Below are 12,902 nucleotides of genomic sequence, written 5' to 3'. Positions count from 1 at the left end.
TTCCTTACTATTTTACTAGTTTTAGGCCATTTAGTCAATCAATTTTTTCGCTTTACTATCCAGGTAGAAATGATTTAAAAGAATTCCGATTCCAATAAAGACCAGCAAATACTGCTTTTCCTCCAGCAGCAATAGGCCTAGCACAGACTGCAAAATCAAGGAAAGATACAAAATCTGTCGCAGGACTCGTTTAAAGCTAATCAGTCGTTTGTCTGGACCGACTGGCAAAAGCTCGGCCATCAGTTGATAATCATAGGCGTGATAGAGCGGGAGCAATTGGAACAAGAGCAAATAATGAAATAAACTGGCTAATCCTACTGAGAGCCAGGATTCCCTCACCGTAACAAAAAATACAATGGATAAGATTACCAGTCTAAGAGCCAGTGAAAGGTAGTCCCCACTGCGCAAAAAGGCCCTCATGAAGAGATAGTCCCAGGTAAAGCCAGTTTCTTTTTTGATATGACCCAGTAGCCAATCCAAATAGGAACGACGTTTGACAAAGCTAGTCAGCCCCTTAACATTGGTAAAGAGGGAGAAAAATTTCAATATCGACGTTTTTCTCTTGCTCTCATATTGAAGAGCCCGGACCCAGTCCACCCTTTCTTCTTCCATAAAGGCCAGGAGTTTCCATCGAAAATAGAAATATTTGGCAATGGTTAGCATGAACATCAATGGAATAAAAAGTAGAATAGGAAGTTTTAATTTGAGGTAGAGCGGGAGTAGAATCAATTGACCAACAAGTTGGAGGCTAGCCCATACCAAAAAGGCCCTGCGATTGGCAGCAAAGAAGATTTCAGGCATTTCAGCTTCTTTTGATAGCAGGAATATCTTATCAGCCTCCTCTACGTAGGTAGCAACATTGCCTGCCAAGAACAGCAGCAAGCTGACCAGGGCCAAAATAACGTACAGCAACCAGGACTGACTGGGCAGGTTTTCTAGCAACTGCCGATACTGTAGCGCCAGAAAGCCAAAAAGTACCAAAACAACCAAAACAAAGTGGTCATTCAGTACATAACGAAGATAGGTTGCACACTGCCTTAAAAATAGATTTTTTCGTTGACCAAAGAGCGCCTTCATCCCTGCCCTCCTTCTTGGGTCAAGCTAAGATAAATCTCGTTAAGGCTAGCATCCTGCATGGCAAATTCCTGGCGTAGGTCAGTCAGATTGCCCGTAGCCTTGACCCGACCCTTATGTAGAATAACGAACCGATCACACATTTTTTCAGCGGAATCGAGAACATGGGTGGACATCAAAATGGAGCTTCCCTGAGCCTTTGCTTGATTGAGCAAGTTAATTAAATCCGCAATCGCAATCGGATCCAGACCCAAGAAAGGTTCATCGACAATCAGCAAACTCGGCTCAACCATAAGGGCGCAAATAATCATGACCTTTTGTTTCATGCCTTTTGAAAAATTCACAGGGAACCAGTCCAAACGGTCTTTCAGCCTAAAAATAGCCAATAGTTCTTGAACACGCGCCCAGGCAGATTCAGCTTCCAAATCATAGGCCATCATCACTAACTCGATATGCTCTTTCAGGGTCAGTTCCTCATAGAGACTAGGCGTTTCAGGTATAAAGCCAATTTTTTTTCGATAGGTAGCCATGTCTTCGTTGATCCCCTGCCCATCAATTAGAATTTCTCCCTTGTAAGGGCTTAGGAGACCAATGATTTCTTTAATAGTAGTCGATTTCCCGGCACCATTCAAGCCAATCAAGCCGACTAGCTCCCCATCCTTCACCTTAAAATCTACATCATGTAAAACAGGAATATTGGCATAGCCACCTGTTATATTTTTTACTTCTAACATACATTTCGTCCTATTATTTGATATAATTATTATACCAAAAATCCTAGAAAGAGGTTGCATTATGTCAGATTGTATTTTTTGTAAAATTGTCTCAGGAGAAATCCCTTCTTCTAAGGTCTATGAAGACCAACATATTCTTGCCTTTTTGGACATTACCCAGGTAACTAAAGGCCATACCTTGGTCATCCCTAAAAAACATTTTCGTAATGTCTTAGACTTGGACCAGGAAACAGCCAGCCAACTATTTTCAGCCATTCCAGCTATCGCTAGCCACTTGAAAGACAAACTGGGAGCAAGCGGACTCAATATTATCAATAATAATGAGGAAGTTGCTGGTCAAACGGTCTTTCATACCCATATCCACCTACTGCCTCGATTTGAGGGACAAGATGGCCTGGATATCCGATTTGCAACAAATGAACCTGATTTCCCAGCCCTAGCCCAACTAGCCCAAGACCTCTACATAGGAGAATAATCATGAAACTTCGCCACCTACTGCTAGCCGTCGGAGCTGCTCATTTGGCCTACCAGGCTGTAAAACACCGCAAGGAAATCGCTGCAGAGGCTAAAGAAACCAAAGAACTGGTCCAACGTATCCAGGCAGATAAGCAGAAAATAACAGACCAGTTAGCCCTGCTCAATTCATTCAAGGCGCCTGTCCAGGAGCTCAGCAAGGATTTACAGTACCAACTAAAGGTTTACCAGCAGAGTATCGCAGGCAACCTGACTGAAATCCAAAAATTTACTGATAAATACAAAACAGAAGATTCTCAACATTGGGAGCGGGAATGAACTCGTCAAAGCTAAGAAGAGTTCGTCAACAAGTCTCTATTTCTTGTTGTTGACCTAAAACGGTCTATCCCCAGACCGCCTCGCGTTCCTATTTCTTGGCTCGAGCTTAAAACCTCCACAGGAGCCTTTAACTCCACACCGCATAGCTTCAAAGGTTCGGGGAACCTTTGGAGGTTGGAAATTGAGCGAACTCTGTTCGTATCAAAAAATAGTCTGGGGTGAGACTGTTGGAGGCCAATCAACCACTGCGCTGATATGTTGACACGAACTAAAGAAAGAAGCCTAGACTTTTTGCCTAGGCTTCTTTCTATGTACAAACTCGAGATTGTCTATCACTGGCCACCTTCTGCTGAGCTAGAAGAGGTTTCGACCTGACTGGACTCCGAATCTCTTGACTTAGAGGTCTCTGTTTGGCTATAGTCAATATCGTAGGTTGGCGCTGTTTCCGGTTCGTAGGTTTCACCGTTGGCTTCAACTTCGATATCATTAGTATAGGCATTGAGGACCTCGATTGGACTGGATTGTCCAAAGAGATATTCCAAAACCTTGATGTTGGTCTTGATTTTAGAAACTTTTGGCAAGCCCAAGGATTCCTTGAGGACATTTTGCATTTCCAAAACATGGGCCGCCGTCGGGATCTGGTAGGACAACTCGTCAATTGTGTGACCTTCACCACCCAATTGGTAGGATTCAACCTGATTCAGAGCATCCTTATAGCCCAGAAGACTAGGAATGGTTGAATTTGAAATCACAAAATCCGTCCGCATGTGCTTAGAGACAGCTTTCAAAATCTTTTTATACTGCGTAAATCCATCCAATTGCAAGAGCTTGGTCACCAGGGCCTGGATAACCTCACGCTGCCGCTTCTGCCGACCAATATCTCCCTCCGGATCATCGTAACGCATCCGGGCATAAACCAAGGCCTGGTCTCCATTGACCAATTGCTCCCCAGGTGGAACGACAGCTGTGTAGGCAGGTTCATACTCATCAATAGTAATCGGGAAGCCCAAGGTATTGTTGACCTTGATACCACCAATGGCATCAACCAGCTCCACCAGGCCATCCATATTGATTTCGACATAGCGATTGATGGTAATATCCATCATCTTCTCAATGGTCGCAATGGACATGGCCGCCTGACCATAGGCATAGGAGTGATTCAACTTCTCAATCTTATCACTAGAACGATCATTCTTATCGGCTATCTCTACCATGATGTCACGCGTCAAGCTCATCATGGTTGTTTTCTTAGTTAGAGGATTGACCGTCACCAAAATCATGGAGTCACTCCGCCCTTCTTCCCAGTCCAGACCCCGAGTTGCCTGGTCGGTATCCACCCCCATCAAAAGAATGGTCAAGGGCTCAGTAGCCTCGATAATCCCTTCATCTTCTCGGTTACCGATAGAGCGAAAAGTCTTTGCAATCTCCCCGGTCGAGTAATTCAAAAAAGTCGCGGTATAGATTGCTCCTGTCCCGATTGTCAATGCTAGAATGGACAAGAACATCAATAAAATTTTAGTTCCTATTTTCATTATTCACCTATTAACTTGGCCATAGAATACAAATCTAGCCAATCTCCCTCATCTGTTCTAGCTCCCCTTGCCAGAGTCCCTTCAATCTTGAAGCCTAATTTTTCATACAAAGCCACTGCTCTTTGGTTGCGGACCTGAACCGTCAATTCTAAACGCTTGAGCAAATCCATTTCCTCAGCCCAATGAATTACTTCCTCCAGCAGGATGGAACCCAGTCCCTGTCCCCAGTAGGCTTTTTTAACTGCAATAAAAATAGTTCCGATATGGCTAATACGAAACTGACTGGAGGACTTGACCGACACTACTCCGATGACTTCATCGTCTAACTTGGCCAGCAACTGCAGCTCCCGAGGATTTTCTATGCAAGCCGTAAAAATATCTTCGATATCTTGGACTCCAAGCCTAAACCCCGTCTCATCCATGACAAGAAAATCGGTTTCACCTGCGACCTGGTTCATAAAGTCAATAAAGGATTGGGCATCAGCTGGTTCTGCTTCCTGAAAATAAATTTCCTTCTCAACAATCATCTAACAACTCTTTCAATTGGGCACTACGCGGTCCTGACGCATTAAACTCCAACCTCCGACCGTCCTTTTCGATGGCAATACGAACTGTCAAGACATCGTCCAAGAGATAGGCATCTAACAACTCTCCCCATTCAATCACAGTCACCCCATCGCCATACAAAAAATCATCTAGGTCAATGGAATCCGGATCATCACCAATCCGATAGACATCTAAATGATAGAGTGGCAGACGACCCTCATACTCTCTTACAATGGTATAGGTTGGGCTTTTTATCATTTGCTCAATATTCAGTCCCAGGGCAATTCCCTTGGTCAAGGTCGTTTTCCCAGCACCTAGCTGACCTGATAAAACAAGGACATCCCCTGCCCTAAGCAATTCTCCTAGTTTTCTTCCAATAGCTTGTAATTCTTGTTCATTTTGACTATACATATCTAGCATTATAGCATAGCTTCCCCTAGTTTGTCATGGTCTTACCCAACAAAAAAAACTGGGTCTCCCCAGTTTCAAAGTTGCTTTAGATAATCGCTAAGATAATGAAGTTCAAGATAAAGAGTGCTGTTGAACCCCAGAGGATTGGGTGAATCTCATTTGCCTTACCAGTCGAAACTTTTACCAAGCAATAGAAGATAAAGGCTGCCGCAATACCGTAAGAGATAGAGAAGCAAAGGGCCATGAAGAAGGCAGCGAAGAAAGCAGGAAGCGCATCTTCAAAGTTTTGCCAATCCACATCAAGGAAGCTGGATACCATCATCACGCCGACGATAATCAAAGCTGGTGAAGTTGCCGCTGCTGGCACGATACCAACGAATGGCAAAATGAGGATAGATAATAGGAAGAGAACTGCAGTTGTCACAGCTGTCAAACCAGTACGTCCGCCTGCAGAAATACCAGCCGCAGACTCCACGTAAGTTGTCGTATTTGACGTACCAAAAATCGCACCAATTGACGTACCGATAGCATCTGCAAAGAGAGCACGGTCCATTTTAGAGTTAAAGCCTGTACTATTTTCAAGCGCCTTCTCATCTTCCTCAGAGAAGATGCCTGTCTTACGGCCAGTACCGATGAAGGTTCCCAAGGTATCAAAAGTATCTGACAAGCTAAAGGCAAAAATGGTCATCAATACTAGTGGCAAACGGCTAGAGTCCGCAAAGAGTGAAGCCATGCCATCAAAGGCTGCTAGGAAGGTTGTGCCAAGCTCAGCAAAGGCAGAACCAATATTATTGTTGGCAAAATCAATAGCAGAAATATCAACCACACCAGCTGGAATCCCCGCAAGAGTCGTAGCAATGATACCAATCAAAATCGCACCGCGAACATTTTTAATGACCAAGACAGCAGTCAAGAGAAGACCAAAAACAGTCAAGAGAACGCTTGGATCTGTAAAGGTTGAGATGGCTGGAACAACGCCACCACCTGCAAACACGGAGAAGACACCGTTTGAGAAGGTTTCAGCTGTCGCATCAGCAGGAGCAACCCCATTAACTGTGATGATATCCGAAGCTGACGTCAGGAAGGTAATTAGGTTTGAATTTTTGAAGCCAAGGTAGGCTACGAAAACCCCGATACCACCACCGATAGCATGTTGCAAGCTAATTGGAATAGCCTTGATGATGCTCTTACGAACCTTGGTCACTGTGATAAAGACGTTGAAGAGTCCGCAAAGGAATACCATTGCCAAAGCTTCCTGCCAGGTGAAACCAAGTCCAATAACAACAGTATAAGTAAAGAAGGCGTTGAGACCCATACCTGGCGCCAATGCATAAGGTACATTGGCAAAGAGACCCATAACCAAAGTTGACACCGCACTAGCGATAATGGTTGCCAAGAAAACTGCCTGAGAAGGCATGCCTGCAACACTGAGGATGCTAGGGTTCACAAACAAGATATAAGACATAGCGAAGAATGTCGTAAGACCTGCCATGATTTCAGTTGAAACAGTCGTCCCATGATCTTTAAGTTTGAAAAATTTATCCATTTTTTCGTTTCTCTCCTTTTAATTTACGAACGATACTTGAATTATAAACAAAAAATATTCACAATTCAAGAATTTTAATGCTGAAAGCGTTATTTTTTGTAAAATCACAGTTATTCATTCGTAAATAACGAACATTCTAAGTGATATAAGCCTGTCTCATCAAAAAGATAAGTATTTTTGCAAATAGTTCCTGATTCTGTTATACTGAACAGTACTTATTTTATGCTAGAAGGAAGTGACCGGTATGACCAAAAAAATCATCGCTCTGGACTTGGATGGAACGCTCTTAAACAAGGAAAGTCAGCTATCTGACTATACCATTGCGACCATCCAAAAAGTACGCCAAGCTGGCCATACCGTCATCATCGCAACAGGTCGCCCTTACCGTATGGCTGACCAATTTTACCATCAGCTCAAGCTGGATACACCCATGATTAACTTCAATGGTTCCCTCATCCATATTCCGGAGAAAAAATGGGCTTGGGAAAAGAATATTCTGATTGATAAAAAATACCTATTGGAATTTTTAAAGGAAGAGTCTACCTTTGAGGCGGACTTCATCGCAGGCGAATACAAGAATAAATTCTTTATTACCCAGGATCATCTGGACAAGATTGACCCAGCTTTAATGGGAGTTGAGCAAATCACCCCTGAAACCCTGATTAGGCCAGAATTGATCACCAGCGACCCCCACTCTATCCTCATGCAGACCAGAGCAGCTGACAAGTATCAACTGGCCAAGGAAATAAAGGCCCACTTCCATAACGAACTGGAAATCAATACCTGGGGCGGTCCGCTCAATATCCTAGAAACCTGTGCCAAGGGAGTAAACAAGGCCACTGCCCTAACCTATCTGCTCGACCAGATGCAGGCCAGTCCAAAAGATTTGGTTGCCTTTGGTGATGAACACAATGACATAGAGATGCTGGACTTGGCCGGAACGGCCTACGCCATGAAAAATGCCAGCGACACACTACGCCCCCATGCCGATCGATTGACCGAATTCGCTAATTTTGAAGACGGTGTTGCCAGAGAATTGGAAAAATTATTTTTATAAGGATAAAAAGGTTTGAAAAGTCTATATTTCTAATCCTTTTTCTTTTATTCCTTGTATGAAGCAAGTTTTATCAAGTTTTATCAATTTTATATCATTATAATATGCAAGAAATAATGTGTAACTTTTCAGAAAGATTGCAAAAATTGTCACAAAATTGGTTGACAAAGTAATGAAAGCGATTTATAATAAGTAAGTTGGTTCTATGAAAGCCTTTTCCAATCGCTACCATAGAACAAGAAAAATTTTAGGGGGTACAATAATGAGTATTGGAATCATTATTGCAAGTCATGGCGAATTTGCAGCTGGCATTCATCAGTCTGGCTCCATGATCTTTGGCGAACAAGAAAAAGTACAAGTTGTTACTTTTATGCCAAGTGAAGGTCCAGATGATCTCTATGCAAAGCTCAATAACGCCCTTGACGCATTTGACGCAGATGATGAAGTCTTGGTGCTGGCTGACCTTTGGAGTGGTTCGCCTTTTAACCAAGCGAGCCGCTTAGCTGGGGAACATCCAGAGCGCAAAGTAGCCATCATCACCGGTCTCAATTTGCCAATGCTGATTCAAGCCTACACAGAGCGTTTGATTAACGCTGGTGCAGGTGTTGAAGAAGTTGCCGCAAATATCATCAAGGAAGCCAAGGATGGCGTGAAAGTCCTTCCTGAGGAATTGCAACCTGCTGAAGCTGCACCTCTTACCGCTCCCGCTCCTACTGCTCCTCAAGGTGCTATCCCACCAGGTACAGTTATTGGTGACGGCAAGTTGAAAATCAACCTGGCCCGTATCGATACCCGTCTCTTGCATGGACAAGTTGCTACTGCATGGACACCTGCTTCCAAAGCAGACCGTATTATCGTTGCGTCTGACACTGTTGCACAAGATGACCTTCGCAAACAATTGATCAAGCAAGCTGCACCAGGTAATGTCAAGGCCAACGTTGTGCCAATCAAGAAATTGATTGAGGCTGCAAAAGATCCTCGCTTCGGTAACACACATGCCTTGATTCTCTTTGAAACACCACAAGAAGCTCTTGAAGCTATCGAAGGTGGGGTGGAAATCAAGGAACTCAACGTCGGTTCTATGGCTCACTCAACTGGGAAAACCATGGTCAATAACGTATTGTCAATGGACAAGGACGATGTTGCAACATTCGAACGTTTGCGTGAATTAGGTGTCAAGTTTGACGTCCGCAAGGTACCAAACGACTCGCCGAAAGATCTCTTTGAGTTGATTAAAAAAGTCGACATCAAATAGATTCTCTATGTGTGATAGATAAAATATGAAAGGATTATCCTCATGACAGAAATTACAATTATCTCTGCAATCTTGGTCGTTATTGTGGCCTTTCTTGCGGGTATGGAAGGAATCTTAGACCAATTCCAATTCCACCAACCAATCGTTGCTTGTACGCTTATCGGTCTTGTGACAGGTAACTTGGGTGCTGGCGTTGTCCTCGGTGGTACCCTCCAGCTGGTCGCTCTTGGCTGGGCCAACATCGGTGCCGCTGTTGCTCCCGATGCAGCTCTGGCTTCCGTAGCAGCTGCTATCATCCTGATCAAGGGTGGTGATGCTTCTCCTGAAGCGATTTCCGTTGCTCAAGCCCTTGCTATCCCTCTTGCAGTTGCCGGTCTCTTCTTGACCATGCTTGTCCGTACAGCATCTGTTGCCCTTGTACATGGTGCGGACGCTGCTGCAGAACGTGGTGACTTCGGTGCCCTTGAGCGCTACCACCTGATTGCCCTTTCAATGCAAGGCTTGCGTATTGCTATTCCTGCTGCTGCTCTTTTAGCTATCCCAACTGAAGCTGTTAAAAATGCTCTAGATGCAATGCCAGCTTGGTTATCAGGTGGTATGGCCGTTGGTGGTGGTATGGTGGTTGCCGTAGGTTTCGCTATGGTTATCAACATGATGGCAACTCGCGAAGTTTGGCCTTTCTTTGCTATCGGTTTTGCCCTCGCAGCAGTTAGCGACTTGACCTTGATTGCTCTTGGTGCAATCGGGGTGGCTCTTGCCTTCATCTACCTCAACCTTTCTAAAAAAGGCGGCAACGGTGGTGGATCTGTTTCTAACGATCCAATCGGCGATATCTTAGAAGACTACTAAAAAGAAAGGATGACACATCATGACAGAGAAAATTCAACTTTCAGTAAATGACCGCAAGGCGATTTGGTGGCGTTCAACCTTCCTCCAAGCTTCTTGGAACTATGAGCGGATGCAAAACTTAGGCTGGGCTTATACAATGGTACCTGCCATCAAAAAACTCTACACTAAAAAAGAAGACCAAATCGCTGCCCTCAAGCGCCACATGGAATTCTTCAATACCCATCCATACGTTGCAGCTCCTATCGTCGGTGTAACCCTTGCCCTTGAAGAAGAGCGTGCAAACGGTGCGGAAATCGATGATGCAGCTATTCAAGGGGTAAAAATCGGTATGATGGGACCTCTTGCCGGTATCGGTGACCCTGTCTTCTGGTTCACAGTACGTCCAATCCTCGGTGCCTTGGGTGCTTCCTTGGCGATTGGTGGAGATATCATAGGCCCACTCATCTTCTTCTTTGGTTGGAACGCTATCCGTATGGCCTTCCTCTGGTACACACAGGAATTTGGTTATAAGTCTGGTAAGGAAATTACCAAAGACATGTCTGGCGGCATCCTCCAAGACATCACAAAAGGTGCTTCCATCCTCGGTATGTTCATCCTAGCCGTCCTTGCTCAACGTTGGGTATCTATCGGCTTCAACTTCAATGTCTCTGAAGTTCCTCTCTCAGAAGGTGCTTATATTGAATGGGACAAATTGCCTGCAGGTAGCGAAGGTATCCAAAAAGCCTTTGAATTGGTTGGCCAAGGTTTATCACAAACACCAACTAAAGTCACTACCTTCCAACAAAACTTGGATGACTTGATTCCAGGAATTATGAACCTCCTCTTGACCTTCCTCTGCATGTGGTTGCTTAAGAAAAAAGTATCCCCAATCACGATCATCGTTGGACTCTTTATCTTTGGTATCCTAGCTCGTGTAGCTGGTATTATGTAATTCAATCCCCCGCTTCTGCGGGGTTTTTGATATAATTGAAGGGAAAGTGAGGTATCCATGGCACAATCCTTAAATAAAACGGTAGAACTATCTACGACCGGCGTCTCCTATCTTAGCTTGGCCGGTTCAACCGTTGGAAAATTTCTGCTAGGCGACCAGGCTCTGGAATTTTACGCCGATAATAATGTCGAAAATTTTGTCCAAATCCCTTGGAAAAATATAGATAAAATTGGTGCTAACGTATCCGGCAAGAAAATCAGCCGTCATTTTGAAATTTATACAGACAGTGGCAAATTTCTTTTCGCCTCTAAGGATTCTGGAAAGATTTTAAAAATTGCTCGTGACCATATTGGCAACGAAAAAGTTGTGAAATTACCAACTCTTCTACAGACAATTGGTCAAAAATTTTCAAATTTATTTGCCAAAAAATAAAAAATCAAGTATAATAAACCAAACGGATAAGTAGCTACTTGCTCCTTTCAGAAAGTCTGCGGTCGCTGTGAGCAGATAGGAAAAAGTTGTGAAATTCTACCGTTGGCTAAAAATGACATACTTAAAGTGCACAGAATGTGAAGCTGGATGGAACCGCGGTAACTATCGCTCCAGCATTTCTCATTCTGTGTTTTTTATTCAAAAGGAGACAACTATGCTAGATATCAAACGCATTCGTACAGATTTTGATGGAGTGGCTGCAAAGTTAGCTACTCGTGGTGTGGCTGCCGAAACCTTGGCAGACATCAAGGAATTGGATGCAAAACGCCGTGAAATCTTGGTTACTGTTGAAGAATTAAAAGCAGAGCGCAACACCGTTTCTGCGGAGATTGCCCAAGCGAAACGCAACAAGGAAAATGCTGACGACAAGATTGCGGCTATGCAAAAATTGTCTGCGGACGTGAAAAATTTGGACGCTCAACTCTTGGAAATCGATGAAAAATTGAACGCTATTCTCACTGTGCTTCCAAATACGCCACATGACTCAGTTCCTGTTGGAGCAGATGAAGAAGAAAACGTAGAGGTTCGCCGCTGGGGAACTCCTCGTGAGTTTACCTTCGAGCCAAAAGCACACTGGGACCTGGGCGAAGACTTAGACATTCTGGACTGGGAACGTGGGGCAAAAGTAACCGGAGCCCGCTTCCTCTTCTACAAAAACTTGGGTGCCCGCTTGGAGCGTGCCCTCTACAACTTCATGTTGGACGAGCATATCGCAGAAGGCTACCAGGAAATCATCACACCTTACATGGTCAACCATGACTCTATGTTTGGTACTGGACAATATCCGAAATTCAAGGAAGATACTTTCGAGTTGGCAGACACCAACTTCGTCCTCATTCCAACTGCGGAAGTGCCATTGACCAACTACTACCGTAACGAAATCCTGGAAGAAAAAGACCTACCAATCTACTTCACAGCTATGAGTCCATCTTTCCGTTCTGAAGCTGGTTCTGCTGGTCGTGACACCCGTGGTTTGATCCGCCTCCACCAATTCCACAAGGTTGAAATGGTCAAATTTGCCACACCAGAACAGTCTTATGATGAATTGGAAAAAATGACGGCAAATGCAGAAAATATCCTTCAAAAATTAGGTTTGCCATACCGCGTGTTAGCCCTCTGCACAGGCGATATGGGCTTCTCAGCTGCTAAGACCTATGACTTGGAAGTCTGGATTCCAGCCCAAAATGCCTATCGTGAAATCTCCAGCTGTTCCAACACAGAAGATTTCCAAGCTCGCCGTGCCCAAATCCGCTACCGCGACGCTGCTGACGGCAAGGTTAAATTGCTCCACACCCTCAATGGGTCTGGTTTAGCAGTTGGTCGTACCGTGGCTGCCATCCTTGAAAACTACCAAAATGAGGATGGCTCTGTTACTATTCCCGAAGTACTCCGTCCATACATGGGTGGGGTAGAAGTGATTAAACCATAGGAGTAAGGAAGATGAGTAAGAAATGGTATAAGGACAAAAGTCGTGGTGAACTGGCTGGCGTCATCGCAGGTCTTTATGACTACTTTGACCTATATGAGAACTACGGTTGGAAATTAGAGAACGTTCGATTGGTAGTCATTATCTTGGCTATTGTCACCAACCTCCCCTTTCTAACTGCCTATATCATTCTGGCCATACTTTTACCAGACAAGTCTGAACTCAACTAAACGCAAAAGAAGACGACTCCTAGAAGGAGT

15 protein-coding genes are annotated in these 12,902 nt (G+C 44.3%); 9 read left to right on the top strand and 6 right to left on the bottom strand.

Annotation, left to right across the window (positions count from 1 at the left end):
• Positions 1–30: 30 nt before the first annotated feature.
• Together ACHBHN_RS03355 and ACHBHN_RS03350 are read right to left on the bottom strand one after the other, a co-directional pair.
• Positions 31–1,077 carry an ABC transporter permease gene (locus tag ACHBHN_RS03355; protein WP_394733614.1) on the bottom strand — a complete coding sequence of 349 codons (1,047 nt, stop codon included), beginning with the start codon at positions 1,075–1,077 and terminating at the stop codon, positions 31–33.
• On the bottom strand, positions 1,074–1,808 hold the full coding sequence (locus ACHBHN_RS03350) for an ABC transporter ATP-binding protein (protein WP_105122957.1): 735 nt from the start codon (positions 1,806–1,808) through the stop codon (positions 1,074–1,076). The genes ACHBHN_RS03355 and ACHBHN_RS03350 overlap by 4 nt, the downstream gene beginning before the upstream one ends.
• 61 nt (positions 1,809–1,869) lie before the next feature.
• Here ACHBHN_RS03350 and ACHBHN_RS03345 point away from each other — a divergent pair, with 61 nt between their 5' ends.
• Positions 1,870–2,283, top strand: coding sequence for an HIT family protein (locus ACHBHN_RS03345; protein WP_105122956.1), 414 nt, complete (start codon positions 1,870–1,872; stop codon positions 2,281–2,283).
• 2 nt (positions 2,284–2,285) lie between these two features.
• Positions 2,286–2,600, top strand: coding sequence for a chemotaxis protein (locus ACHBHN_RS03340; protein WP_105111603.1), 315 nt, complete (start codon positions 2,286–2,288; stop codon positions 2,598–2,600).
• Positions 2,601–2,932: 332 nt separating this feature from the next.
• Here the strand turns inward: ACHBHN_RS03340 and ACHBHN_RS03335 are convergent, their stop codons facing one another.
• From ACHBHN_RS03335 to ACHBHN_RS03320, 4 genes are all read right to left on the bottom strand, one after another.
• Positions 2,933–4,132 (bottom strand): LCP family protein, encoded by a 1,200-nt coding sequence (locus tag ACHBHN_RS03335; protein ID WP_394733020.1) that lies wholly within the window; start codon positions 4,130–4,132, stop codon positions 2,933–2,935.
• Complete coding sequence (locus ACHBHN_RS03330) at positions 4,132–4,656, bottom strand: GNAT family N-acetyltransferase (protein ID WP_105111601.1); 525 nt, start codon at positions 4,654–4,656, stop codon at positions 4,132–4,134. Before ACHBHN_RS03330 ends, ACHBHN_RS03335 begins: the two co-directional genes overlap by 1 nt.
• Positions 4,649–5,089: a tRNA (adenosine(37)-N6)-threonylcarbamoyltransferase complex ATPase subunit type 1 TsaE gene (gene tsaE / locus ACHBHN_RS03325; RefSeq protein WP_394733021.1), complete on the bottom strand. Its 441-nt coding sequence runs from the start codon at positions 5,087–5,089 to the stop codon at positions 4,649–4,651. Before tsaE ends, ACHBHN_RS03330 begins: the two co-directional genes overlap by 8 nt.
• Positions 5,090–5,174: 85 nt before the next feature.
• Positions 5,175–6,635 carry an NCS2 family permease gene (locus ACHBHN_RS03320; RefSeq protein ID WP_105111594.1) on the bottom strand — a complete coding sequence of 487 codons (1,461 nt, stop codon included), beginning with the start codon at positions 6,633–6,635 and terminating at the stop codon, positions 5,175–5,177.
• Between the two features lie 244 nt (positions 6,636–6,879).
• Between ACHBHN_RS03320 and ACHBHN_RS03315 the strand changes: the two genes are divergently transcribed.
• The 7 genes from ACHBHN_RS03315 to ACHBHN_RS03285 all read left to right on the top strand — a co-directional run bounded on the left by ACHBHN_RS03315 (position 6,880) and on the right by ACHBHN_RS03285 (position 12,872).
• On the top strand, positions 6,880–7,692 hold the full coding sequence (locus tag ACHBHN_RS03315; protein ID WP_394733613.1) for a Cof-type HAD-IIB family hydrolase: 813 nt from the start codon (positions 6,880–6,882) through the stop codon (positions 7,690–7,692).
• 259 nt (positions 7,693–7,951) lie between these two features.
• Positions 7,952–8,944: a mannose/fructose/sorbose PTS transporter subunit IIA gene (locus ACHBHN_RS03310; protein WP_105111592.1), complete on the top strand. Its 993-nt coding sequence runs from the start codon at positions 7,952–7,954 to the stop codon at positions 8,942–8,944.
• A gap of 42 nt (positions 8,945–8,986) precedes the next feature.
• On the top strand, positions 8,987–9,793 hold the full coding sequence (locus tag ACHBHN_RS03305) for a mannose/fructose/sorbose family PTS transporter subunit IIC (RefSeq protein WP_105111591.1): 807 nt from the start codon (positions 8,987–8,989) through the stop codon (positions 9,791–9,793).
• 19 nt (positions 9,794–9,812) lie between these two features.
• On the top strand, positions 9,813–10,724 hold the full coding sequence (locus ACHBHN_RS03300; RefSeq protein ID WP_172022450.1) for a PTS system mannose/fructose/sorbose family transporter subunit IID: 912 nt from the start codon (positions 9,813–9,815) through the stop codon (positions 10,722–10,724).
• Positions 10,725–10,781: 57 nt separating this feature from the next.
• Positions 10,782–11,156 carry a DUF956 family protein gene (locus tag ACHBHN_RS03295; RefSeq protein WP_172073680.1) on the top strand — a complete coding sequence of 125 codons (375 nt, stop codon included), beginning with the start codon at positions 10,782–10,784 and terminating at the stop codon, positions 11,154–11,156.
• Between the two features lie 214 nt (positions 11,157–11,370).
• Positions 11,371–12,645 carry a serine--tRNA ligase gene (gene serS, locus ACHBHN_RS03290; protein ID WP_141587489.1) on the top strand — a complete coding sequence of 425 codons (1,275 nt, stop codon included), beginning with the start codon at positions 11,371–11,373 and terminating at the stop codon, positions 12,643–12,645.
• An 11-nt stretch (positions 12,646–12,656) separates the two neighbouring features.
• Positions 12,657–12,872: a PspC domain-containing protein gene (locus ACHBHN_RS03285; protein ID WP_105111588.1), complete on the top strand. Its 216-nt coding sequence runs from the start codon at positions 12,657–12,659 to the stop codon at positions 12,870–12,872.
• Positions 12,873–12,902: the final 30 nt, after the last annotated feature.

The organism is Streptococcus sp. A22, assembly GCF_043674215.1.
In the GTDB taxonomy this organism is placed as follows: Bacteria; Bacillota; Bacilli; order Lactobacillales; family Streptococcaceae; genus Streptococcus; species Streptococcus suis_V.
The sequence above is the reverse complement of the archived record's forward strand: the minus strand, read 5'-3'. Positions and strand labels throughout refer to the sequence as shown.

What these genes read in the sequence shown, in the direction of transcription:
- ACHBHN_RS03320 (WP_105111594.1), bottom strand. Translation starts at nt 6,635, where the DNA reads ATGGATAAATTTTTCAAACTTAAAGATCATGGGACGACTGTTTCAACT.
- ACHBHN_RS03345 (WP_105122956.1), top strand. Translation starts at nt 1,870, where the DNA reads ATGTCAGATTGTATTTTTTGTAAAATTGTCTCAGGAGAAATCCCTTCT.
- serS (WP_141587489.1), top strand. Translation starts at nt 11,371, where the DNA reads ATGCTAGATATCAAACGCATTCGTACAGATTTTGATGGAGTGGCTGCA.
- ACHBHN_RS03335 (WP_394733020.1), bottom strand. Translation starts at nt 4,132, where the DNA reads ATGAAAATAGGAACTAAAATTTTATTGATGTTCTTGTCCATTCTAGCA.
- ACHBHN_RS03350 (WP_105122957.1), bottom strand. Translation starts at nt 1,808, where the DNA reads ATGTTAGAAGTAAAAAATATAACAGGTGGCTATGCCAATATTCCTGTT.
- ACHBHN_RS03285 (WP_105111588.1), top strand. Translation starts at nt 12,657, where the DNA reads ATGAGTAAGAAATGGTATAAGGACAAAAGTCGTGGTGAACTGGCTGGC.
- ACHBHN_RS03300 (WP_172022450.1), top strand. Translation starts at nt 9,813, where the DNA reads ATGACAGAGAAAATTCAACTTTCAGTAAATGACCGCAAGGCGATTTGG.
- ACHBHN_RS03340 (WP_105111603.1), top strand. Translation starts at nt 2,286, where the DNA reads ATGAAACTTCGCCACCTACTGCTAGCCGTCGGAGCTGCTCATTTGGCC.
- ACHBHN_RS03310 (WP_105111592.1), top strand. Translation starts at nt 7,952, where the DNA reads ATGAGTATTGGAATCATTATTGCAAGTCATGGCGAATTTGCAGCTGGC.
- ACHBHN_RS03355 (WP_394733614.1), bottom strand. Translation starts at nt 1,077, where the DNA reads ATGAAGGCGCTCTTTGGTCAACGAAAAAATCTATTTTTAAGGCAGTGT.
- ACHBHN_RS03295 (WP_172073680.1), top strand. Translation starts at nt 10,782, where the DNA reads ATGGCACAATCCTTAAATAAAACGGTAGAACTATCTACGACCGGCGTC.
- ACHBHN_RS03305 (WP_105111591.1), top strand. Translation starts at nt 8,987, where the DNA reads ATGACAGAAATTACAATTATCTCTGCAATCTTGGTCGTTATTGTGGCC.
- ACHBHN_RS03315 (WP_394733613.1), top strand. Translation starts at nt 6,880, where the DNA reads ATGACCAAAAAAATCATCGCTCTGGACTTGGATGGAACGCTCTTAAAC.
- tsaE (WP_394733021.1), bottom strand. Translation starts at nt 5,089, where the DNA reads ATGTATAGTCAAAATGAACAAGAATTACAAGCTATTGGAAGAAAACTA.